Below are 24,891 nucleotides of genomic sequence, written 5' to 3' on the forward strand. Positions count from 1 at the left end.
TAACTGTTCTAAAGTTATTACAACCGCAATCCTAAACCGTTAGTTTAAGTACAATTTCTCTAGATTTCCAAAATAATACTATAATTTTTAGGTAGTGTCTGCTTTAACTAGTTAAAGCAATACCTTTCCAAACTTCAACTAATAAAAAACGCCAGCTAAACTGACGTTTTTTATTAGCAATATTAATTATTAACTAGACTCACAAGCCCAATTATCTTTATCTCGATCCATTTTTGATTGATAGGCTGGATGGTCTTTAGGTACTCCGTTTGGATGTACCTTCCTTAGTTCTGTACAATTCTTAAAGTTCTCTTTCGTTACTGGTGTCTGTGTTTCTTTTTTAGATTGTTCATTGGTCTTTGATGTACTACCACCACTGGAATTACTGCTAGTAGAATTGCTTGGTATTGATGTAGATGCAACTGCTTGTGCATTTGCTAACTTGGTCTCTAATTCTTTAATCTCTTTTTCCATTTTTTCATTTTCTGTTGTAAGACTGTTTATTTGTTCTGTCATTGATTCTATTTCAGCTTTGTTATCGTCAAAGGATTCTAACTGGTTTTCATACTCAGTAATTTTACTTGATGTCTCCTCAACCTTAGCCTCGAGTTGAATGATTTGATTTTCCAGTTCCTTTTTTTCCGATTCTAAAGATTTTTGTAATGTAACTAGTTGTTCGTTTTGCTTTCGTACTTCTTCAAGTTGTTCTTGAACTCCTGTGTCGACAAATGGGATTCCAATAATAAAAAACAATAAGCCCCCAAAAAGATTGGGATATAATATTTTCTTCGAGATAGTTCTTTCTTTGTCCTTTAATTTCTTGATGAAATGATAAATAAGATATGAAATGGAAAAAATAATAGCTAGAAATCCTATTACACCTAATGCATTCATTTTTATTACTCCTTTTTATTTATTATAAATATCAACATGAAATAAGATTCAGTTGTTTTTATTACTTTTGTTAAATTCTTCATAACCTTTTACTAATTTTAGACCTCATCTCGACCATTATGGAAATTCACCGGTTTATAGTATTGCTATCAACCTTACTTAAAATTAACTTGATCGGACCTCCATCATGATACTAACATAATTTTAAGAAAACACAAATAATCAGATAAATTAAAAACTTTGAGTGCTTTGTATAACTATTCCACTCGTTTGCTGAGAATCCAACATATTTGTTATTGGATATACTTGGATCCCTCCATTATTCAACTTATACTCAAATATGGATAAAGAAGTGAGATCTTGGTTTAAGGGGCTATTTATAATAATTTTTTCATCATTCACTTTTTAAGAGAAATATGATATTAGCATATAAAGATTGATCGTGGAATGAACTATATAGAAGAAAAAATATAAATTCATTATCATTCAAATTCTATCTTAAATAGGGTATAACAAAATTAGATGGATATTTTATTTAGCACTGAAAAAGAAAATGTATAAAGGGGAAACCAAATTTATACACAAGTTTAAGAGATGTTAAACATCACTTTTCAAGCTATTAACCTTTCTTTTCTACCTTACAAGAGTACTTATAGACATACCAGTCATTTCTGATACTTCCTTATAAGCTTTTCCTTTAACAATTCCAATGCGTGTTCTCGTTGTTTTCTTGAAAATTTTTTTGTCCTACCTTCCATGAAATCGTCACGCCGCTTAGCTATGGCTTTTCCTAAATTAGATAAGAATGCAAAATACTATCTAGCTCCAAGCCAATTTGGTGGTACAATTGAGGGGCTAGAATTTTAACCATTAAAAAACGCCATGTTATAATTATGGCGTTTTTTAATTTCGATAGTGTACAGATATCAGGAGTGGAAATCAATGACAACAACTAATCTAAAAATTATTGGTCTAATTGCAATGCTTGTGGATCACATTGGTCAATTTATACCTAATACCCCGGAATGGTTTCAATGGATAGGTAGATTAGCAGCACCAATATTTATCTATGGAGTAGTTGAAGGCTACCATCATACGAAAGATAGGAAAAAATATATTAAGCGTATTTATATATTTTCCTTTATTATGTCAATATTGATTTTGATAATTAACAACACTTTTAACCATAATGGAACTGAAATATCTAATAATTTTTTTGCTCCACTTTATATAATTCTTATAGTCATAAGTTTACTTAACAGCAAGAAATATAAATATTTGATTTTATGGCAAATTATTGCCTTTATCTTGAGCGTGTTCTTTGCACAAACACTATCAAACTTAGATGTTTTAGGTTCAGCAAGAGTCATCTATTTAGCTGTTGGATCTATATTTGGTAGTATTCTATTTGTAGAAGGTGGTCCGCTTTTTGTTCTTTTAGGATTGCTGTTTCATTTTACTAGAAACAAAATGGGGAAAACAGTGATAATGTATAGTTTATTTTCACTCTTATGTTATGTAGCCTACGAAAAGATAGGGGATTCATATAATTTTCTTTATACATATATGGCACCATTCGCAAGTTATCAATGGATGATGTTAAGTGCATTGCCACTCATTTTACTTCATAATGGGAAAAAGGGGTTTGGTCTAAAGTATTTCTTCTATATTTTTTATCCAGTACACATTATAGTATTGTATCTAATTGGCGTTTATCTAGAATAGTAAAATTTAAATGAGATTGCAATAAAATGAAAAGAAAAATTGAAAATCTAGTGTTACCTATATTAAACGAAGGAGTGGTACAAGAAATGTATCACTCCTTACATTTATGTTAGAGTACTCTATGGTTTCTTCTTTGTTCATACAAACATGTAGAATTCTTGAATTAAAATGAAGATTATCATTCCCTACACTTAGTCCTCTGTAATTCCTTAATGTTTTTATTTCTGCTTTTTCATTTCTCTAATTAATGTACTTTTCGAAATACCTGTCATAGCTTCCACTTCTTTATAAGAATGTGTTTCTAAAAGTTTCATAGCATGTTCCCTTTGTTGCTTAGTAAATTTTTTCGGTCTACCTTCCCTAAAATCGTCACGTTGCTTTGCTATTGCCTTTCCTTCTTGAGTACGTTCTACAATCTTTAGTTGTGAATATTCCGATATTTTTAGTTTCGATTTGTGCTTGTTTTAATTTAGTTACGACTAGTTCCTCCATAGTGCGAGAATAAATAATACCATAGCCGCAAGACTTGTGATTGTTCGAACATGGTTCCAAGCCTTCCAATTTACAATATATTCCTTCCACAGACTTGCACTTGCTGCATCTTTTACGTCTAAATTCGCTAAAGAATCGTTAAGGGGTACATTGCACACTCCTGTGACGAGAAAGCTGCCTATAAGATACAGCAAACTTCCAGAAAGGATAAACACAACATCGGTGTCTTTCCAATTAAATAATGAGATGAGGATTAGAATAAAACTTACCACTGCCGTACCTGTAAATACGGTGAGAAATAATCGATTGATTACGACAATGTTTATTGATTGCATGGCTGCAATTCCTTGATGTGAGGGAAGCCGGGCGAGGGCATTCATGACAAAGGCTGAAAATACAAAGAACGTACCAGCAATTAGCCCTGATCCGAGAGCTGCAAAAAAGGTTAGTAATGATGTGATTTTTTCAATCAAGTATTCCACACCCCAGTTGCAGCAGCACTTTTCGCATATTCACTAAAATCTCGAGGCTCCCGACCAAGGACACGATTGACTCCATCTGTAGTATGAGAATTACGACCATCTAAGACTTTAGTGAATAATTCCATCATGAGAGAGATAATATCCTCTGGAAGTTGAGCCTGCTGTAGCCCATATTTAAATTCTTCTGTAGAAATATATTGATAACGAACGTCCTGACCGCTTGCTTTGGCGATTTCCTCCGTTGCTTCAGCAAAGGTTAGTGATCTAGGTCCAGATAGTTCATAAAGCTGACCGATATGTTTAGGGTTAATAATTGTTTCAACGGCAACATCTGCAATGTCTTCAACATCGATAAAAGGCTCTTTCACGTTTGCAACTGGCAAAGCGATTATACCACTGAGCACATAGTCTAAAAGAAAATGTTCACTAAAATTTTGTGCAAACCAGCTACATCGTAGAATCGTCCAGTCTGCCCCAGAAGCTTTCAGGGCCTCCTCGCTTCGATGTGCTTCCTCTTCTCCGCGTCCAGATAATAATACCAATCGTTTTACCCCTTTTTCCACAGCTAACTTTGAGAAAGCTCCAACTGCATCTGCAGCTCCTGGAGCAGCCAAGTCAGGATAGTAAGTAATATAAACAGCACCTACCCCTTCAAGAAGTGATTCCCAACTCGCTTGATTGTTCCAATCAAAGGATGGTGTTCCTGATCTGGAACCAATTCGTACAGGATACCCTAGCGCAGAAAGTCTATTGGCCACGCGTCGTCCGGTTTTACCTGTTCCACCTAGTATCAAGATTGGTTTCTGATTGCCATTCCCTGTTTTCTCAAGCAACTTTTTGTTTACATTCTCATTCTTCATTTCATTCATAAAAAATTCCTCCTTATTTTTTTCAATTTTTATTTTCAAAGCTCGGTAACTTGCAGAAGAATTTCACCACCTTTCAATCTTTATAAATAGTTGTTTGTACATACAACTATTTAATTAGAAAATAAAGAATGGTTATTCCTTATTTTCTAATTGATTACTAACTTGATCCAGACGAAGAGTTAATTCATCTCCTTCCTTTTCACCTAATATGTCTGAATAGCGACGTCTAAGATTCATCCAGCATTTGTAAATGGTTTCTTCTAGCTCTCTACCCTTTTCAGTTGTATAAATGAGCGATAATCGTCCTTCTACTTTGTTATAGATCAAATTTTTAGCAGTAAGCTTTTCAATAAAACGTGTAATGGTAGAAGGGTTTAGATGGAGAATTTCACCTAACTCCTTTTGAGAAATTCCCTCTTTGTCATAGACAGCCATTAATAAATAAGCATATGTTGGCGATAAGCCACTAATTCTAAATTCTTCCTCTGCCATTTTTGCAACAATTCTGCTGAGTCGATTGGCAGTAAAGTATAAACATTCTTTAAGATAATTTTCGAGCATCCTTAACCATCCCAGTCTTTAAAATAAGTTTTATTTTGTTTGTACATACAACTATATATTGTTTTCGGAAAATTGTAAAGTACTAAAACTTTTTTTCTGTAATTTTTTATTAACGTCATCCAACAAAATCCCATCCTGCCATCCTAAAAAGCTACCAAAGCCATGAAGATTCCAATTTTTCTTTATCTAATCTTTACATGTTATTGTTATAATTCTAGTAATGAATCCGAATTTAGAATTTTTCAATGTTATTAAAAACAGGGGTAGTTATTATGAGAGAAACTATTTTGATTGTAGAAGATGAAGATATACTAAGAGAGATAAGTAAGGACTACTTTTTAGATGCTGGATATAAGGTGTTAGAGGCAAGAAATGGTACAGAGGCATTAACCTTATTCGGAAGCTTGCATGTTGATTTAGTCATTCTCGATATTATGATGCCAGAATTAGATGGCTGGACCGTCTGTAAGAAAATACGTGAAACGTCTGTAGTACCGATCATTATGCTGACAGCAAGGTCGGATGAAGAGGACACATTATTAGGATTTGAATTAGGGGCGGATGATTATGTTACGAAGCCTTTTAGTCCAAGGGTACTGCTAGCGAGAGCGAAGCGTTTACTTACATCACAGGTAAGTCATCCATTGAGTGAAAACCATGAAGTGCTAACGAGTAATGACCTAGAAGTAGATCTCCGTTCCCATACCGTTAAAGTGGAAGGCAAGGTAATCGCATTAACCCATACCGAATTTGAAATATTAACCTACCTCATGAGAAATAAGAACATCGTCGTATCAAGAGAGCAATTGATTATCAAAATATGGGGCTACGATTATGCTGGGGATGATCGTACCATCAATACACATATCCGTAATCTACGACATAAGCTTGGCAAAAGGGCCAATCAAATCAAAACAGTTGTCCGTGCCGGATATAAATTTGAGGAAATAGAATGATAAATCGTATTGTTGTAAAGCTGTTTTTACTGACTTCTGGCTTATGCTTATTAATTTTGGCGAGCATTTTTGTTGGTCAAACGATACTGTTTAAGGATTATTATGCGAATAATAAGATGAAGCAGTTATCAGAAGCCGTCGATCTGTTTAAGCTAGATTATCAAAAGCTAGAGGATGATAGGGATCGACAAGAATTAGAGCAACAGTTTTATCAAGAAAACAATGCATGGATTGCGGTGTTAGATGAACAGGGATATATCAAAGGGACGAAGGACTTCTCTGTGAAGCTGTATAATCGGTTTGTCTCTGAAAATAGCAAAATAAACTTTACCGAAGAAAGTATCTCCATACCCATCTACTATTTAGAAAACATGTATGATGACAATGAACAGATTGCTATCTTTAAAGAAAAGGAAAAACAGGTAATTGAAATTCATGGTTTGGAAAAAGATGGCGTCATTTATCCTTATGAGCTCATTTCAAGTACGGAAGAATCACTCTATGAAGCAAAGACTCCATTTTACATGCTAGACGGAGGACTTGATAATGTTGATTATTGGAAGAACAATCTGCTTGCATCAGCAGTAAATAAAAATGTGGAGAATAAGGACACGGTAAAACAAATATTATATGGACGTATTGATGAGGTACACATACCAGACGATAACAGTCTCTTATATGCCACACCACTATCAAATCGACAATTCCTTGATAGAATTAAGGGATTTCAAATCGATTTGATTTTTGGAAATGTGGATATCACCGTACCGCAGGAATTAACCTATGAGGAAAATGGTATCAATTATCGCATGTTAATCGATCAGGGAAAGGACAGCAATGGAGATACCATCTACTACTTTACGATGGCTTCACTACAGCCCATCGATGAGGCAATCGAGATGATGGAGGATTACTATATCTACATTATTATTGGTGTCATTCTATTAATCCTGTTAGCGGCGTTCTATTTTTCTAAAAAAATAGCAAGTCCATTATTAAAAATCAATCGTACAGCAAAACGGATAGCTAACTTAGATTTTGCCGAAAGAGTTCCCGTCAAATCGAAGGATGAGATTGGTGAATTATCGAAGAACATCAATTTTCTATCAGACACATTACATTCCTATATTCAGGCATTACAGCAGGACATCGAGAAAGAAAGGCAATTAGAAATGACTCGTAAAAATTTTATTGCCGGTGTATCACACGAATTAAAGACGCCGCTAAGTATTATAAAAAGCTGTATCGCGATCATTGAAGATGAAGTAGCCAAAGAGAAAAAGGAGTATTATTTCTCTGCGATGAATCACGAGGTTGACCGAATGGATCGGTTAATCGTTGATATGTTGGAGTTAGCGAAGTTTGAATCAGGAACCTATAAGATGAAAATGGAAGTGTTCTTCATTGATGAATTAATCAATAATGTGTATCAACACCTGCAAATCAATGCCCAAAACAAGGAGCTAACGGTTGATTTACAGCTGCAGCCCATAGAAGTTGTTGCGAATGAACATTGGATTGAGCAGGTGGTTACAAACTTCTTAGTCAATGCCATTCGCCATACGCCTGAGTCGGGACAGATTACGATTTCTACCGTCGAGGAGAACGCAACCGTTAAAGTAATGATTGAGAATGAAGGTAATCCAATTGATCCGAACCAATTGGAGAAAATATGGGATCGTTTCTACCAAGGTAACAAGGAGCAGCGCTCGAAGGAAGGGACAGGATTAGGACTCGCTATATCGAAGAACATTTTAAAATTACATGATGTCGACTATGGCGTATATAATACCGAGAAAGGTGTTTGCTTTTATTTTTATTTAAATAAAACTATTTAATGAAGTTAGCCGTCTAATAATTGACATAGTATCATGCGTTGGATGGCTTATTTTTGTTGAGTTGGAATTTCTGGTGAATTGTTTTCAAAACTTTACCTTATATTCACCTTATCTTCCTCTTATCTTTATTTCATTCCATTACGCTATGCCTAAACGGAGAGTTAATGCAGCATACGAAAGGAAGGTAAGCGAAGTGCTAAAGGAATACCGTCTACAAATCATTTGTGTATTTTTGATTATATTAGTTTTTTTACTAATAGATAGTAATAAACCTAAAACGGTTAGCTCGAGCGACTATGAAACTAGTAGTGAACAATTAATAGAGGTCGATTTGGAAAATGTTATAGAGGAAGTGGAAAAGAAAACAGCTAATGAGACTGAGAAAGAACCAGAACAGGATGATAAAACAGCTAACAAGAATGAGGAAGAACCAAAACGTGATAATAAAACAGAGAGGACTGTTTACTTAACGTTTGATGATGGACCTAGCTCGGCGTCACATGAGATTCTGGATACGCTTAAGCAGTATAACGCAAAAGCAACATTTTTTATGCTTGAACCAGCAATGCGAGCCTATCCAGATATGGTGAAACGTATGATAAAGGAAGGGCATACTGTCGGATTACACGGTGTTACCCATGATAGAGATAAATTCTATCAATCCGAGCAGGCTGCATTAAATGAAATGAGGACAGGGCAAGCAACACTAGAACAAATTTCCGGTGTTCGTACGCATTTAATACGTTCCCCTTTTGGTAGTGTCCCTTATTTAACAGACTCATTTCGAACGGTGCTAGAGAATGATGGATTTAAATTATGGGATTGGAATGTAGACAGCAGTGATTGGAATTTATCAGCGGATGAATATGTCCAGAATGTCATTTCCCAGGTAGAAGAGCTAGTACAGGCTGGGGGAACGCCAATTATTCTCATGCATGATCGCGGTGAAACGGCTAGTCATTTGTCCATTCTATTAAGCTATTTACAGGAGCATGGCTATCAAACAAGCGTAATCGATGAAAGTGCAGAACCGTATAACTTTAATTGCTATAATCGCTGTTATCGGATTGGTAAATAATTGGGTCGTTTTCTAGCATTGTTAGCTTTGGTAGATGATTGTCATTTGCTAGACTAGGATAATGTCTCCTTAGTTCTATTGCGTCTATTTATAAGGCAAATTAATATTTTTATCCTTCTAGTGTAGTTATTGAAATCTTAATTTTATATTTATCCTATCTTCATTTCAGCTTTACTTCACCATGTTAACCTTTGAACGATAACTAGAACAGCGGGTATCGCCAAGTGCTTTGATTTCGAAAGAATAGAGTCCTTGAAAAATGTGAAAACTGTTGTTCTCCAGTTAAAAATGAGTGTAGCAAAAAGGTGCATAGTAAAGGGAGAGCGTATAAATGAAAAAATGGATTGGATTATTCGTAGTTATACTAGTCGTATTGCTGTTATTTTTTACTTGGAAGGATCATCAGGAGCAGGTTCCTAAAAATGAGGAACGCATAAGCAATCAAGAAACAAAAGGATCCAGTCCTAAAACAGATAACTATAAAGTTGTGATTGATGCCGGACATGGTGGCGAAGATCCAGGGGCAATAGGTGCTAGTGGTTCCTATGAAAAGGACTATACGTTGAGTCTGTCAAAAAAGGTTAAAGAATTATTAGCGCGAGAACCTCAGGTAGAGGTATACATGACTAGGGAGGAAGATGTTTTCCTTTCTTCTGAGACACGGGAAAGACCAAACTTTGCTAATAGCCTATCAGCCGATATATTCGTTTCCATCCATGGGAATACATTTGATGATCCAACGGTATCTGGTACAGAAACATATTATTACCATCAGAACTCAAAATTACTAGCAAATAAAATACATCAACAATTAATTGAGGTAACAGGCTTTCGAGATAGAGGTGTGAAAAAAGAAAATTATTTTGTTTTAAAAGACACAACGATGCCTGCTGTATTATTGGAGGTAGGCTATTTAACAAACCCTCAGGAAGAGGAAAAGCTGTTATCGGAGCAATTTCAACAATCTGTTGCGGAAGCGATTCGTGATGGGATTATGGATTATTTAATCGATTAATATAGGATGACTGTTTTTATGGATTATATTAGAGCAACGTAGTTACCTAATACGTAAGATCCACTCAACAATCCCTCCTCACAAAATTAGTTGTAAGGAGGGATTGTTTTTGAATATTACTCTCATACATATAAAAGGTTCTATTATGTACGTTGTAAATCCCTTTTAAAATTTTTATCTCATAAATAGCAGGTTAATATAATAGTTACTATCCTTAAAAAGACATGGAAGATAAATACACCCAAAAGGTAAATGATTTACAATACTATTAGATTATGTAATCATCTATTATGTTCAGCATGAATGACGCGCGAAATGATTGTATACAATATTGTGTACGCGATAAAAAAATTTCTGGTAGGATGACAAAATGAAAAATAATGTTACGTTAACAGTAAAAGGTAAGTTTGCAAATAAATATAAAAGCGGTTATCCGCTCATATCAAAGGAAGCCATCCTTAATATGAACGAAGGTATGAAAGAAGGAACTATTATTCATCTTGTTGATGAAAAGAACAGGTTCATCGCAAAAGGCTATTTTGGCAAACAAAACAAAGGTTACGGCTGGGTTCTTAGTCGAAATGAGAATGAACAGATCGACCAACGGTTTTTTGTGAATAAATTGCGAGATGCGATTAACTATCGAGAGTCGTTTTTTAATAGTACGGATACGAATGCCTTTCGAGTCGTGAATGGAGAAGGCGATGGTTTAGGTGGCTTAACGATAGAGTATTTTGATGGGTCCTATTTAATCAACTGGTATAGTAAAGGAATCTACCATTTTCGGGAGTATATTATCAAAGCGCTGAAAGAACTGGTTAATTTTAAAGCCATTTACCAAAAGAAAAGATTTGATACGAGTGGGAAATATATTGAAGAAGATGACTTCGTAGCGGGAGAAAGAGGAACGTTCCCGATTATCGTAAAAGAAAATGGCGTGAACTTCGCTGTTTACCTAAATGAAGGTGCAATGGTTGGTATATTTTTAGATCAAAGGGAAGTCAGGAAGAAAATCCGTGATGCTTACGCGAAAGGTAAGAACGTACTGAACACCTTTTCCTATACAGGCGCCTTTTCGGTTGCTGCTGCCTTAGGACACGCAGTGAAAACAACAAGTGTGGATTTAGCAAATAGAAGCTTAAACAAGACAGTTGAGCAGTTTAGCTTGAACGGAATAGATGATGAATCACAGGATATCATTGTGGAAGATGTGTTTCATTACTTTAAGTATGCGGTGAAAAAGCAGCTAGAGTTTGACTTGGTTATCCTAGATCCTCCAAGCTTCGCAAGGTCAAAGAAGATAGTATTCAGCGCTGAAAAGGACTACAAAAATCTTCTGAAGGAAGCTATTTCCATAACAAAAGATGAGGGGATTATCGTTGCGTCCACCAATTCAAGTTCTTTTAATATGAAAAAATTTAAAGGTTTTATTGATCAGGCATTCAGAGAATCAAACAGGAAATATCAGCTAGTGGAGGAATTTTCCCTTCCAAAAGACTTTAAAACAATAAAAGAATTCCCAGAAGGAAACTATCTTAAGGTCGTGTTTATAAAGAATTTGCCATAGAAAAATGCGAATGGGATCTATCCAGTGAAGTATTGGAAGTGGCAAGTAAATGAAGTTTAACCCGAAATAAATCAGCATCTTTCTTAATTGCGAGGGAGATGCTTTTTGCATTTCTGATAGTTATTCAGCCTAATTCAGCCAAACCATTTCTTGGAAATTGGAATATCTGAAAAGAGGGCAAAACAAAAAGAGTGAGGATGAGTTGCGGAAAAACGAACGGAATGTGTCAACTGCACATGTGGATGTCGTGATTGTTCCAATCTTTCGTAATGGAAACTGGGTATTTTAATCAGGTATAAGGCTGTCAGCCCGGTAATAATCCAGATGCTGTTCTTTGATTGCTATGGCTCATAAGTCTATTATTTCCACCTCCTAGAGGGATTTTCTTTAGGAAGGATAGTAACACTGTACTACCATCAGTTTCACCGTCATAAATGTGAGTATAAAAAAGTTTGATTGAAATAATAGAACGTTTTGTATCTACCTAAGATTTTTTAACAAGAAAGAATGAGGTAATATTATTGCGATATATTAATTCATCCTTTCTTATATCTAATGTTGGGGGCGAAGGAAACTATTGGGAAGAGTAGAATGAGGGCTCCAGTGGTCATTTACTTCATTATGAAGCAAAAGGTCCTTTCACGTGTTTTTATTGGTAATTACTGCTAGAATAATTAAAAAATAGACAAAACAGAGGGCAAGGGGATGTGCATGGGTAAAAGTAAGTTAGGCAAGCTAGTACCTTATTATGGGTTACTAGCAATATTAATATTTTTATTTGGGATTGTCATTGGATTGACGCCTTTACAGGCACCGGATAGGGATAAGGCAAGTCCGTCGGAGGTTTCTTTTGAAAGTACTTGGAGATTTCTTGAAAATATTGCACAGAAACCTCATCCGGTTGGATCAGAAGAACATGAGAGGGTAAAAAATTATCTCATCCAAACATTAGAGGAAATGGGTTTGGATGTGGAAATACAAGACACGATAGTTCATAAACCGGAACGAGAAAGGGCAACCCGTGTTCAAAATATCGTAACGAAAATGGAAGGTTCCGATTCCTCTGGTACCGTTATGCTTGCTGCTCACTACGATAGTACTTTCGTAAGTCCTGGTGCGAGTGATGATGGCTATGGTGTTGCAGCATTGATGGAAACAGCTCGAATACTTCAAGATATATCCCTTAAAAATGATGTTATTATCTTAATAACAGATGGGGAGGAATTGGGGCTTCTTGGTGCAAATGCTTTTGTCAATGAACATCCGTGGGCAAAAGATGTGGACGTCGTGTTAAATTTCGAGGCAAGAGGAATTAAAGGGGCTACGGTTATGTTTGAAACGAGTGGTGGAAATGGCGCGCTTATTAAGGAGTTCCAAAAAGCAACGAGTAGCCCAGCCTCCAATTCATTTTTAAAGGAAGTATACGACGTGATGCCAAATGGAACAGATCTAACTGAATTTGTTGGTGCTGGTATGCAAGGGTTGAATTTTGCTAGTGCACAGAGTTTTAACTCTTATCATACTACTATTGATAGTTTAGATTTTGTTGATAAAAACACACTCATGCATCATACTACATACGCATATGAACTTGCGACTCACTTTGGAAATATCGACTTAAGCAAGATAGATAATCAATCAGAGAAAAATGCTGTTTATTTTAATCCGGTTGCTCATACATTCGTTTCTTATTCCGATAGCCTCGTCATACCTTTATTAATCGTTACATTAATTGGGCTTATTGCCACAGTCATTCATGGAATCAGAAGAAAGCTTGTATCTGTATTAGGAACACTAATCGGATTTCTTTTATTCTTAGTATCGCTTGCTGTTGCCTATGGTATTTCTTTATTCGCTTTAAAACTTGTCACATTTTTTGCTGAGGATGTGAGCTGGCTATTGGAATTTGACCAGCATATTGCAAGTATCTATTTAATTGGTTTTTTACTTATTACTGCGGCAGTGTTAATTCTTTTCACTTACGTCGTTCAGAAGAAAATAGGGGCATTTCAAGTTGTGATGGGGGTTTTGATTGGATGGTTTCTATTAGCTTGTGTTTCTAGCATTCTCTTAACTGGAGCAAGTTATTTATTTGTTTGGCCATTAATTTTTAGTTTGATTGGAACGAATCTAGTATTTTGGAAAGACAGGAAGTTTTCGACTGAAAATAATGTTCTCTTGTATAGTGCTTTTCTTGTTCCAGGTATCATACTATTTACATTTTTAGTTTTTGCCATGTATATTGCGTTAACAATAACCGTCATCCATATCGTTATGACCGTTGCTGCTTTATGTCTAATGTTATTTGTACCTGTTTTTGCAAGGTTAAAAGGAAGCTGGAAATATGCGATCGGACTACTCTTACTTGGGGTCAGTATCGTAACCTATGAAACAATAGCGGTGGAGGCAACCAGTGAACATCCGATTGGAAATCAAGTCTATTACATGGCTGATGGGGACTTAGAGAAGGCCGTTTGGGGAATACAGACAAAGCCAGATTCCTTTACGAAACAGTTTGTAGCAGATGAATCACAGTTCGATGAGCACCCACTTCCATCCTTCAGATTCGAGGAAATGTATACAGCAGATGCACCATACTATGATACCAATCTTCCACAATCCGAGTTAATTTCGGATGTGAAGAAAGATGGGTGGAGGACGATTACGTTAGATATTGCAGCACCAAATGCAATTGCCATCGAACTTGGTACAAATAGTAATATTTCAATAAACGAATTATCCATTAATGGTGAAGAACTACAATTAGATGAAAAGCATTACTCAAAGGAGAATCCCTATTTTATTGAGCTTTTTGGCTTAAGTAAAGGCTTTACGATGTCCTTTACGATAAAAGCAGGGGAAAGTCTCGATTTTTATTTAATAGGTAAGACGTTTGGACTTCCAGAAGAGCATTCTTATTCGGAAAGACCTGCTAATATGACGACGCATGGGGATTATAATATGGTTTTGAAGTCTTTTCGTTATTAGTATTTAGGGTGGCAATTAAAAAGATAGTTAATGTTTCGGTGATAACAACTTTACATGCTCTTTCCGCAACTGATTTTATATGGTTGATTCGTACAGACGCTTCATCCTCCACCGACATAAGAAAACTAACACATTCGCTAAAGGACAAGAGAATGTGTTAGTTTTTCTAATAGTGTCATGTTCTGGAAAGATATTGCCCTTAATAAATTAGTTAAACTTTCATTTCATATAAAGTTTGCTATACTACCTTATTCCAGCTTCTTTCTCTTGAAAATAATAGTGGCTATTATGATAGAGATAATCATCAAAGAACCAAACCACAGAAGTGTTAAATTGGCGCTATTTCCAATTGGAGTTCCTGTTAAAAATCCACGTAATGTCTCAATAAGCGGTGTCATTGGTTGATGTTCAGCAAAGGGGTGTAGCCATTTTGGCATTGTCTCAGTAGGAACAAAGGCACTGCTTACATAAGGTAAAAACATGATGAGAAAGGTAATAGCACTCGCTGATTCCACGCTTCAACTCGCCGATTACCTTGCCATCCAGCAATAAAATATTATTACACCAGAAGGCACCCGGAGTGGACGGTATCAACTGTTTACTTCGAGGTGTTTTTTACTGCAGGTTGTGAGAAGGTAAATGATTAAGTTAATGATCCCGCAAAATGCAAATGTCAGTATGGATGTTTTTTTGCCCCATAGAGGGCTTAAAATGGTTATCGTAGAGCAAAGGTTTTACAATAGAAGATAGTTTCCAATATGAAAATGATTAGGAGCTATAAAAATATGAAAAATAATAATCAAGGATTAAGACCTTTTTTATCACTTATTAAATCAACGAATATCCCAAAAGTCGCTTTAACTTTCGGATTAATAGGAAGTATTATTACCACCCTTATTGGATTGGCTATACCGCATTTGACTGGTCAATTAGTGGATGGATTTTCATTAGAATCGTTGAGTACGGGAATTATCATCGCCATTGCTGCTGTGTTCATTTTACAGGCAGTAACAGATGGGGTATCTTTTTATTTACTTGCATTTGTTGGACAGAGAGTTGTAGCAAGGCTACGTGAGAGTATGTGGAGTAAGCTTATCCGCCTCCCGGTACGCTACTTCGATAAACAGACAAGCGGAGAATCTGTTAGTCGAGTCGTGAATGATACCGGAATAGTGAAGGATTTAATTACCCAGCATTTCCCTCAATTTATTAGTGGGATCATTACAATTATTGGGGCAGTTATTATTTTACTTATCATGGATTGGAAAATGACGTTGATCATGTTGATAGCAGTACCTTTTACGATGGCCATTATGATTCCATTAGGGTCTAAAATGTCAAAAGTATCTAGAGGACTACAGGATGAAACGGCTGCATTTTCAGGGACGATTCAACAGACAATCAGTGAAATTCGTTTGATGAAGGCATCTACTGCTGAATCCGTAGAGAAACATAAGGGAAGAGCAGGTATTAATCGATTATTTCAATTTGGATTAAAGGAAGCACGAATTTCTGCCTTAATCGGTCCATCAATGTATACCGTGATGATGATTGTAGTTGTTGTGATTATTGGTTATGGAGGAATTCGTGTTGCTGAAGGAACCATGTCTACAGGTTCACTAGTGGCATTTTTACTATATCTATTTCAAATTATCTTCCCCATTACCTCTTTTGCGATGTTTTTCACCCAATTGCAAAAGGCTAAAGGAGCGACAGAACGAATTATTGATATTCTTCATTTGTCTGATGAGAACGGGCAGGATGGGATAGAGATGGATATAGCCAATCAACCTATTCATGTATCCGATATATCGTTTGCATATGAGGAAGGAGAAACAGTCCTGCAAAAGATATCCTTTAACGCAAATCCGGGAGAAATGATTGCTTTTGCTGGTCCAAGTGGTGGTGGAAAGTCGACTATATTCGCTTTAATCGAAAGATATTATGAGCCGAGTTCTGGGGGGATATTCGTTGGCGATACACCGATTAACAAATTATCGTTAGCGTCATGGCGAAGTCAAATTGGCTATGTATCGCAAGAAAGTGCGATTATGGCTGGGACGATTCGTGAAAATTTAACCTATGGTATGCCTAATGCAGATCGTATTCCAGATGATCGATTGTGGGAAGTTGCAAAAATGGCATATGCCGACGAATTTATTAAAGAATTTAGTAAAGGTCTAGACACCGAGGTTGGAGAAAGAGGGGTAAATCTTTCCGGTGGTCAAAGGCAGCGAATTAATATAGCAAGAGCATTTTTACGAAATCCAAAAATCTTAATGATGGACGAAGCAACAGCAAGTTTAGATAGTCAATCAGAGGGAATTGTCCAAGATGCGTTAACGAGATTAATGGAAGGGCGAACTGCTTTTGTTATTGCCCACCGATTATCAACCATTGTAAATGCTGATAAGATTATCTTTATTGAAAATGGGGAAGTAACTGGGATGGGTACCCATCAAGAACTTGTGGATACACATGAGTTGTATAAAGAATTTGCAGAACAGCAATTAACCTGAGGTAGAAGTAGGGGATTTGTTAAGCGTATTACAGTAGGCAAATAAATGGACTGGCGTATAAACAAGATCTATGAGTTATAACTAACCCTGTCACAAATCATCATAAAATTTGTCACAGATTATAATTTCACTTAGGTATGTGTTGTTTACTGTCCAGTAGCACTATAGTTGGTAAATTTGGTAAACTTCAAAAAAGTAGATAGATACATTTTTTCAACCTCTGTCCCTATTTAAGGCAGAGGTTTTTTGTGGTTAATTTAGAGTGATTGGAAATCTTACAATTTATCGGGGCATTTGAGCTAGGATTGGATATTTATGTTAAAATACATATAGAATTCCGAATATTTAGCACTCTAATTAACGGAGCGGTTTAGTGAAATAAAATAATTTGTATGTGATTTAAAAATTGGGGGGTTATTATGTGAAAGGAAAGATAGATTATAGTATACTGCCACCAGAAAATTTTGAAGAATTATGGAAATTATATGAGCTATTAGGATGGAATTCACTTAATTTAACCGTTAATGATTTAGAACGGATGTGTAAACAGAGTTGGTATGCAGTATATGCTTATGATGAGCAACAATTAGTAGGAATGGGACGTGTTATATCTGATGGGGTTATTACAGCAATTATCTGCGGAATTTGCGTACTGCCAAGTTATCAGTCCAAAGGAATTGGTAAAGAAATAGTAAATCGAATTATACAACATTGTGAGCAAAATAAAGTAATTCCCCAACTGATGTGTGTAGAAAGTTTGGAGCCCTATTATAAAGATTTAGGGTTTAGCAAATTTTCTATAGGTATGACCAAAGAAATTAATCGGTAATAAGCTTCTGTTACCTATATTTCTGAGTACCTTAAGTTTTAAAACAAGATTGTGAAAAAGTGTACTTAAGCTAACGGGTATCATTAGTTAAATAAAAAGAGTTTAAGTCAAAAGACTTCTATTGCCTCTTTATGTCGAACAGAGACGTAACTATTCACACCATATCTTTTATGAAACTAAGGAGCAGGATTATTTATAGAAATAAAGAATTAATTTTAGTATTAAATCAATGGAGGTGCTCACTTGTATAAACCAATTGAAAATAGGATTGATACTGTTTTTATTCATGTGTCGGATTTAGAACGTTCAATAAAATTTTACAGTGATTTGCTTGGGTTGCAAATAAGAGAAGGGGAACATACTGGACCAATATATACCTTGAATATGGGTGACGGACGCCCGGGGATAACCCTTGATAACCACTGTTTTGAGGAAGGTTATAAAATGATTCCATCAAATCAGCCACTCTTTAACCTTAGTGCTTCCGACATTAACGCAGCGTTTAACCATGTTACTAAAATGGGTGCTGAGATAATAACTGAAATTATTACGTATCCCGATTTGTCAGAGTTCTCCTTAAAAGATCCTGATGGTAATATCATAATGGTGTGTTCTTGTTTCAGTTAAATACAAATCGTTTTATATACTGCCCTTTATAATAAAAAAATGCTAGTTTTTTATTATAAAATCACCAATTTACTGTATCTTATTATGACAGCGTTAATTATAAACGGAAGTTCTTTTGAACTTTTGGATTTGTAGTAATCTGGCCAGATTGTAGAAGAAAACTTTTAGGAAATGATATAGAATAATAGTAATATTCATGAAAATGCAATTAAAATCAAAGTTGCGGTTTCAATGAAGAGCAATAAAGTAAGAAAGGAGTTGCAAAAATGCAGAAAAGCTTCGTGTTAACCAAATATGCAAGAACTCATGCAAAGCCGAGTAATAAAAGGGCGATTTCTTTGCATGAGTTTATCGTATTAAGCCTTATCGCCTTTTGAACAAAACACTAGGCTTTGCACCTTATTTTAATTAACTAAAAAATAAGGGGCTGGCAAAAGTGAAATCTGTAAAAGCGACTACTATTTTACCTGAAGAACTTTTAGTTGAGATTCAAAAATACGTTCAAGGTGAAGCAATCTATATACCAAAACAAAAGTGTACGTATCAAAAATGGGGCTCACGTTCAGGCGGAAGAAAGAAAATCGATGAAAGAAATGCTTCGATAAAAAATGAATTTTATAATGGCAAGTCCATTGATCAATTAGCTCAAGATTATTTTCTTTCAACCGAAACAATTAAAAAAATTGTTTACTCAAAAAAGTAGAAAACGAGCACTGGTTCCTTATTAAGGATAACCAGTGCTTTTCTTATGGCGAGTTTGTTTTCTAATCATTGTTTCTATATCTATATTCTGATGAAGATTTTAAACTGAAGGGAAGAAGACTTTAGCAATCACACGAAATAAATTTAAGAAGATTAGCTAGGATCTTTTAACCTAGAATTCCATAGGGAAATATCAAAAGATCGTTACAATACCGAGAAGAATCGAGGAGATTATATAAATGAGTAAACCTCTAATTCGAACATATAAAAATTCAATTGATTTAAAACGAATGCAGAAACTTACACAGGCTATATGGTCACTGGAATCGAATTACCATATTGGCGATTTAGCTTGGCAACGTTATCGACACGCTGGGCGTGAGAATGAATGGATTACTACAATTTGGGAGATGGGTGATAAACCAGTGGCTTGGGGTTGGGTAAAACTACCTGACAATTTAATGTTCCAGGTTGATCCTAACTTCCCGGAAGTTTCCAAGGATGTCATTGAATGGTTTGATAAAATGACCGAAGCTAATGAACAAAGGGTAACCGTTCTGGAAACGGAGTCCCATCTTATTTCAGCTTTAGAGGATTCTTTATTCAAACCATTAAAGGAAACACCTGAAGTTCTCATGAAAATTTCATTAGAAAGTTGTCCTTTCCTTGTTCATTTGCCAGATGAATTTAAAGCACGACATCTCAAAGGGGATGAAGATTTAACAAATAGAGTGAGCGTACAGAAGGCTGCATTCACGTCATCAAGAGTCACTGAAGAAAGCTACCGGAATATTATGAATTCCTATCCTTATGATCCTTCTCTTGATTGGGTAATCGAATCCCCTACTGGTGAGTTCGCAGCATTTTGTTTAATTTGGTTTGATGAAATGAATAAGGTGGGTTTACTGGAGCCAGTCGGAACGGATCCGATATTTTGGCGGATGGGGTTGGGCAGTTCCGTTTGTAAGCTTGCTCTCAATGCTTTGCGTGATAAGGGGGCAGAAACTGCCATTGTTGTTTGCACTTCCCCTAATACCCAGGAATTTTATGAGTCTATTGGGTTTGAACCATATGCTCAAACAAAATCATTTTATCGTCTTAAAAATACAAATAGTGATGGATCTTGAAATAAAAAATGGATAGGTTGGAGCTTAGCTGTCGGATTCCGACACATTAGGAGTGTCTAATATTTATGGTGCTGAAACAATGGATGAGGTATGACAGTATTACTCAGTTGAATTGGTTATAATCAAAGGGAGTTAGGTAGATGACTTACAAATTATATAAAAAGGAATATGATTACTCCTACTCACTTGGTGTCTTTCCTACGATAGAACTGCTTCAGAATCATCCCAAAACTACTGAAAAAGTATTATTGCATCCAAACGGGAACGAAAATCAAGGTGTGAGGAAGATTGTTGAGTTTTGTAACCAACATGGGATATTGGTTGAAACAAACGAAAAGTTAGTTAGTAAATTAAGTAGAAAAGATAATTGCTATGCGATTGGTATTTTCTCAAAACAATCCATGAGTCTTTCTAATGCTGAGAACCACATCGCTTTAGTAAACCCAAGTGACATGGGAAATTTGGGAACCATTATTCGAACTGTTGTTGGGTTTGGGATCACTAATATAGCTATTATTAGACCCGCGGTTGATGCATACAACCCGAGAGTTATAAGAGGGTCGATGGGTGCCTTTTTCAAAACGAACATTCAATTCTTTGACAACTTTCAAGAATACTTGGACAGATATAATAATGACATTTATACGTTGAGACTCAATGGACTTAGACCATTGAACAAATTAAAACTAAATGTTAACAGACCATATACAATAGTTTTTGGAAATGAAGGTTCCGGTCTTGGAGATGACTTTGATGATATTGGAACCGGCATTGTAATTCCTCACAATGAGCAGATTGATTCATTGAATCTGGCGGTTGCAGTTGGAATAACGGTTCATCATTTTACGAATTGTACTATCTAAAAAAATCAAAAACCAATAATTGTTTCGTGTAAAATGTAGGTTACCTCACAACACCATAACATAATTGAAAAACTATCATGATAATATTGGTATTTATGAAAACTTTAATATATTATCTTTCAGCCTTATAAGCTAGAAAAGGAGAGAATTTTGTATGACCGAACCATTAGATAGATTTCCAGTATTAGAAACGAAGCGGATACTATTAAGACAGATTGAGAAGGGCGATGCCCAGGCTATTTTTGAATACCTATCCGATAAAGAAGTAATGAAACATTATGGCACGGAACCGTTTCAAACAGTTGATGAAGCTATAAGGGCAATTTCAAGGTATGAATCATTGTTCATGGAGAAAAGAGGCATTAGATGGGGAATAACATTAAAGGGAGATAATAAGGTTATCGGTAGCTGTTTTTTTTATGATATGGTTGCTGAGCATTACAGAACTGATATTGGTTTTGTATTAAATAAAAATTATTGGGGGCAAGGAAATGCTCAAGAAGCAGTAAAAGCTGCAATAAACTATGGATACGAGTATTTGAACATAAATAGGATTCAAGCAGTAATTGAACCAGCTAATGTAGCGTCACAAAAATTAGTTGAAAGACTCGGTTTTCTAAGAGAGGGATTATTAAGAAGTTACGAATATTTTTGCGGAAAATTTGATGATTTATATATGTTTTCCTTGTTAAAGTCTGACTTTAACCCTGAAGAATAGTGAATAGTAGAGAAAAGGTGAAAAAAATGTCTTATAACTATTGGCAAGGCAAAAAAATTCGATTACGAGCACTTGAAGAAAAGGACGTATCGTTCTTTCAAACTTATGATGATGAAATTATGAGAAGTTTTGATGAAATTCAACTACCAGAAACGAGAAAGCAAATACTAGAGTGGATGCAAAAGGAACAAAACCCCAAAGCAGAAGACCAGTTTTTTTGGATAGCAGAAGATGAAGATGGTAATGTGGTCGGAGAGATTAGTACATCCCAATGTAAGAGACGACATGGAACGTTCAAGTATGGCATTGCTTTATCTAGAAACTACCATGGTAAAGGGTATGGCAAGGAAATGATTTTGCTCGTGTTGCGATACTTTTTCATGGAACTAAGATATCAAAAGGTAACACCTCATGTATATTCATTTAATAAGCCATCGATTAAGCTTCATGAACGAATGGGTTTTGTACGTGAGGGACAATTAAGAAATATGGTGTATACGAATGGACAATACTATGATGCGATTTATTTTGGAATGACAAAGCAAGAGTACGAAAGCTTATATGGAGATTATTTTAATTAAGGAAAAAGCAATTGGGAATAAGAGTCTAAGAGTACCACTTCTAAAAGAGTCTTCTTTAGGAGCAATGCATTGGGATGAAGAACAGTCCTCTATAAAACGACTCCTAATATATAAGAGCTTCAAACATGTATCTTTTTAAAATAAGTTAAGTACATTGGTATTGGATTATTTACTGTAGGGTCAGTGATTTTATAATCGCATAAATAATTCGACCAGAGGCATTACAAGTTTTTCAATATCGATTAAAAAATAGTGCAAGACCTTCAGTCAATTGGGCTGGGGGTCTCTTTTTCTAGAAACAATGAAAGGAAAATTCTTCTTTTGGATCTCTTTTAGATATATTGGGGTGAACCGTACTACAAGTAAAAGACTCTTTTTAATTGCTATTTTACTTGTTCCAATATTTTGTCAGTATGGATACATTTCTTCTTAAATCCTTCTTGATAGAAACCGAAACTCAAAATCTTTTTCTGGTTATTGTACGTTACAATCCTTTTAGTCTTGCTGAGCGAATCAAATTAAAAGATTTGTATTGAAAAAAGGTCTATGTTAAGAATCAATTAAGGAAATATTAATAACAACTGAATTTTACACCCTACTGTTCGGCGTTTTACGTGGATCTGTTTAAATTCAGTTTATAAAATTGTCATATACTATTTCGAAAAGATATTTTGGATTAAAATGTGTCATTTATTACTTATATAGAATTGATGATTAAAAAGGAGCTAACTAATATGAGTAAAATATTGGTAGTGGATGATGATCCGAATATTCGTGAATTAGTCGTGGTGTTTTTACAAGATGAGGGTTTTGACGTATATGAGGCATCCGATGGGTTGGAAGCATTATCAAAGCTTGAGACGATCAAGGCGGATATGGTTATTCTTGATGTAATGATGCCAAATATGGATGGCTGGGAATTATGCTCTGAACTAAGAAAATATTACGATATCCCACTGCTTATGCTTACGGTTAACGGAGAGACAAGCCAAAAAGTAAAGGGTTTTCAATTGGGAGCAGATGATTATCTAGTTAAGCCATTTGATCCCTTGGAATTGATTGCTAGAGTTTATGCCTTGCTGAAACGCTATCAAATTATGGCATCAAAAACAGTACAAATCGGTAAACTCTTTATGAACCGAAAAACCTATGAAGTAATGGTTGATGGTGAAAATATAAACCTACCCCTCAAGGAATTTGAGCTGTTATTTAAACTAGCTAGTTACCCTGGGAAGAACTTTTCGCGCGATCAATTGATAGAAGATATATGGGGTTTTGACTTTGTAGGAAACGAAAGAACATTAGATGTGCATATTAACCGTCTACGGGAACGCTTTTCCGATGCGGATCATTCTTTTAAAATTAAAACCATCCGTGGGTTGGGTTATCGTGTGGAGGTGCAATGATGAAAGTAAAGGAGATAGCTCAGAATATTTTTGGAATAATTCTTACTATGATTCTATTAATTGGCTGTTTCTTAGCTGCATATTTTCTAACTTCCTTACTATATAATAAAATCGGTCAATCTCCATCTGCATTAATGGTTCAAATAATAAATTTTTTACTTGGTTTGCTTTTCGGTTTAATCGTTCTTAAGCTTGCGTTACTGTTCGAGCAACGAAAAGCTAGCCTTTTTGAACCAGTTATTAAAGCTCAAAAGAGAATTGCCAGAGGAGATTTCTCTGTCAGTATGGATAAAAATACGGAAGGTATAGGGCCAATGGGAGATCTAGTGGATAGTGTCAATAATATGGCTTTGGAATTAAGCAACATGGAGAAGATGCGGCAGGAATTCATTTCAAATGTATCTCATGAAATTCAGTCACCTCTTACATCAGTCCGTGGTTTTGCTCAGGCTCTTCGGAATAACAACCTGAGCCCTGAAAATAAGTCACGCTATCTAAATATCATTGAAGCTGAAAGTATACGATTATCCAAACTTAGTGATAATTTGCTAAGACTTGCCTCCCTGGAAGCAGATACTATGAAGTTAGCACCAAGAGCCTATCGATTGGATAAACAGTTAAGGAGAATTTTTCTAGCAAGTGAGCCACAATGGTCGGATAAGAACATCGACATGGTTGTATCATTGGAAGAAATTGAAATAAAAGCAGATGAAGATATGATGAGCCAGCTCTGGACAAATTTAATTTATAACAGTATTAAATTTACGGAGGCAGGTGGAAAAGTGAGCGTTGATTTATACCAAGAGGGAGACATAATAGAGTTTAAAATATCCGATACGGGAATAGGGATTGCAGATGAAGATCAAATCCATGTATTTGAGCGTTTTTTTAAAGCAGATAAATCACGTAAACCATCTATAAATGGCAGTGGTTTAGGTCTTCCCATTTGTAAAAAAATCGTTGAAATGCATCAAGGGACTATCGGTGTAAAAAGCAAATTAGGTACCGGAACTACTTTTATCGTAAATTTGCCTAGTGGATTTTAAAAATCGTA

General features: G+C 35.5%; 22 protein-coding genes and 1 pseudogene. 17 read left to right on the forward strand and 6 right to left on the reverse strand.

Annotation, left to right across the window (positions count from 1 at the left end):
* Positions 1–189: 189 nt before the first annotated feature.
* A complete protein-coding gene (locus HNR27_RS14890) occupies positions 190–894 on the reverse strand; it encodes an excalibur calcium-binding domain-containing protein (RefSeq protein ID WP_429340339.1) in 705 nt (234 codons plus the stop codon).
* A 942-nt stretch (positions 895–1,836) separates the two neighbouring features.
* Between HNR27_RS14890 and HNR27_RS14895 the strand changes: the two genes are divergently transcribed.
* Positions 1,837–2,619, forward strand: coding sequence for a TraX family protein (locus HNR27_RS14895; RefSeq protein ID WP_429340340.1), 783 nt, complete (start codon positions 1,837–1,839; stop codon positions 2,617–2,619).
* A 218-nt stretch (positions 2,620–2,837) separates the two neighbouring features.
* Here the strand turns inward: HNR27_RS14895 and HNR27_RS14900 are convergent.
* From HNR27_RS14900 to HNR27_RS14915, 4 genes and pseudogenes are all read right to left on the reverse strand, one after another.
* Positions 2,838–3,038: pseudogene (locus HNR27_RS14900) on the reverse strand (recombinase family protein); the annotation flags it as partial.
* A 60-nt stretch (positions 3,039–3,098) separates the two neighbouring features.
* Entirely contained in the window at positions 3,099–3,584 is a 486-nt protein-coding gene (locus HNR27_RS14905; RefSeq protein WP_429340341.1) for an anthrone oxygenase family protein, read from the reverse strand.
* Positions 3,581–4,462 carry an NmrA family NAD(P)-binding protein gene (locus HNR27_RS14910; RefSeq protein WP_429340342.1) on the reverse strand — a complete coding sequence of 294 codons (882 nt, stop codon included), beginning with the start codon at positions 4,460–4,462 and terminating at the stop codon, positions 3,581–3,583. Before HNR27_RS14910 ends, HNR27_RS14905 begins: the two co-directional genes overlap by 4 nt.
* A 132-nt stretch (positions 4,463–4,594) precedes the next feature.
* Positions 4,595–5,023: a MarR family winged helix-turn-helix transcriptional regulator gene (locus HNR27_RS14915; RefSeq protein WP_429340343.1), complete on the reverse strand. Its 429-nt coding sequence runs from the start codon at positions 5,021–5,023 to the stop codon at positions 4,595–4,597.
* A 272-nt stretch (positions 5,024–5,295) separates the two neighbouring features.
* On the opposite strand from HNR27_RS14915, the gene HNR27_RS14920 reads away from it, so the two are divergent.
* The 6 genes from HNR27_RS14920 (at position 5,296) to HNR27_RS14945 (ending at position 14,465) form a co-directional block, all read left to right on the forward strand.
* Positions 5,296–5,979, forward strand: a complete 684-nt coding sequence (locus tag HNR27_RS14920; protein WP_429340344.1) for a response regulator transcription factor — start codon at positions 5,296–5,298, stop codon at positions 5,977–5,979.
* Entirely contained in the window at positions 5,976–7,817 is a 1,842-nt protein-coding gene (locus HNR27_RS14925; RefSeq protein WP_429340345.1) for a sensor histidine kinase, read from the forward strand. The genes HNR27_RS14920 and HNR27_RS14925 overlap by 4 nt, the downstream gene beginning before the upstream one ends.
* 193 nt (positions 7,818–8,010) lie before the next feature.
* Complete coding sequence (locus HNR27_RS14930) at positions 8,011–8,895, forward strand: polysaccharide deacetylase family protein (RefSeq protein WP_429340346.1); 885 nt, start codon at positions 8,011–8,013, stop codon at positions 8,893–8,895.
* A gap of 331 nt (positions 8,896–9,226) precedes the next feature.
* Positions 9,227–9,910, forward strand: a complete 684-nt coding sequence (locus HNR27_RS14935; protein ID WP_212921760.1) for an N-acetylmuramoyl-L-alanine amidase family protein — start codon at positions 9,227–9,229, stop codon at positions 9,908–9,910.
* 370 nt (positions 9,911–10,280) lie between these two features.
* Positions 10,281–11,477, forward strand: coding sequence for a class I SAM-dependent rRNA methyltransferase (locus tag HNR27_RS14940; RefSeq protein ID WP_429340347.1), 1,197 nt, complete (start codon positions 10,281–10,283; stop codon positions 11,475–11,477).
* A 711-nt stretch (positions 11,478–12,188) separates the two neighbouring features.
* Complete coding sequence (locus HNR27_RS14945; protein WP_429340348.1) at positions 12,189–14,465, forward strand: M28 family peptidase; 2,277 nt, start codon at positions 12,189–12,191, stop codon at positions 14,463–14,465.
* A gap of 248 nt (positions 14,466–14,713) precedes the next feature.
* Here HNR27_RS14945 and HNR27_RS14950 read toward each other — a convergent pair whose 3' ends face one another.
* Complete coding sequence (locus HNR27_RS14950; protein WP_429340349.1) at positions 14,714–14,980, reverse strand: ABC transporter permease; 267 nt, start codon at positions 14,978–14,980, stop codon at positions 14,714–14,716.
* A gap of 270 nt (positions 14,981–15,250) precedes the next feature.
* Between HNR27_RS14950 and HNR27_RS14955 the strand changes: the two genes are divergently transcribed.
* From HNR27_RS14955 to HNR27_RS15000, 10 genes are all read left to right on the forward strand, one after another.
* Positions 15,251–16,984: an ABC transporter ATP-binding protein gene (locus HNR27_RS14955; RefSeq protein ID WP_429340350.1), complete on the forward strand. Its 1,734-nt coding sequence runs from the start codon at positions 15,251–15,253 to the stop codon at positions 16,982–16,984.
* A 421-nt stretch (positions 16,985–17,405) separates the two neighbouring features.
* Complete coding sequence (locus HNR27_RS14960) at positions 17,406–17,813, forward strand: GNAT family N-acetyltransferase (protein WP_429340351.1); 408 nt, start codon at positions 17,406–17,408, stop codon at positions 17,811–17,813.
* 243 nt (positions 17,814–18,056) lie between these two features.
* Positions 18,057–18,440 carry a VOC family protein gene (locus HNR27_RS14965; protein WP_429340352.1) on the forward strand — a complete coding sequence of 128 codons (384 nt, stop codon included), beginning with the start codon at positions 18,057–18,059 and terminating at the stop codon, positions 18,438–18,440.
* A gap of 436 nt (positions 18,441–18,876) precedes the next feature.
* Positions 18,877–19,143, forward strand: coding sequence for a CD3324 family protein (locus HNR27_RS14970; protein ID WP_429340353.1), 267 nt, complete (start codon positions 18,877–18,879; stop codon positions 19,141–19,143).
* A gap of 238 nt (positions 19,144–19,381) precedes the next feature.
* Positions 19,382–20,269 (forward strand): GNAT family N-acetyltransferase, encoded by an 888-nt coding sequence (locus HNR27_RS14975; protein WP_429340354.1) that lies wholly within the window; start codon positions 19,382–19,384, stop codon positions 20,267–20,269.
* Between the two features lie 140 nt (positions 20,270–20,409).
* Positions 20,410–21,132 (forward strand): TrmH family RNA methyltransferase, encoded by a 723-nt coding sequence (locus tag HNR27_RS14980; RefSeq protein WP_429340355.1) that lies wholly within the window; start codon positions 20,410–20,412, stop codon positions 21,130–21,132.
* Between the two features lie 154 nt (positions 21,133–21,286).
* Positions 21,287–21,850: a GNAT family N-acetyltransferase gene (locus tag HNR27_RS14985; protein ID WP_429340356.1), complete on the forward strand. Its 564-nt coding sequence runs from the start codon at positions 21,287–21,289 to the stop codon at positions 21,848–21,850.
* 26 nt (positions 21,851–21,876) lie between these two features.
* On the forward strand, positions 21,877–22,431 hold the full coding sequence (locus tag HNR27_RS14990) for a GNAT family N-acetyltransferase (protein ID WP_429340357.1): 555 nt from the start codon (positions 21,877–21,879) through the stop codon (positions 22,429–22,431).
* A 734-nt stretch (positions 22,432–23,165) separates the two neighbouring features.
* Positions 23,166–23,837 carry a response regulator transcription factor gene (locus HNR27_RS14995; protein ID WP_429340358.1) on the forward strand — a complete coding sequence of 224 codons (672 nt, stop codon included), beginning with the start codon at positions 23,166–23,168 and terminating at the stop codon, positions 23,835–23,837.
* The gene (locus HNR27_RS15000) at positions 23,834–24,883 is read left to right on the forward strand and encodes a sensor histidine kinase (protein ID WP_429340359.1); all 1,050 of its coding nucleotides are present in this window, start codon (positions 23,834–23,836) and stop codon (positions 24,881–24,883) included. The genes HNR27_RS14995 and HNR27_RS15000 overlap by 4 nt, the downstream gene beginning before the upstream one ends.
* Positions 24,884–24,891 lie beyond the last annotated feature (8 nt).

This window comes from Ornithinibacillus bavariensis, from assembly GCF_050433565.1.
In the GTDB taxonomy this organism is placed as follows: domain Bacteria; phylum Bacillota; class Bacilli; order Bacillales; family Amphibacillaceae; genus Ornithinibacillus; species Ornithinibacillus bavariensis.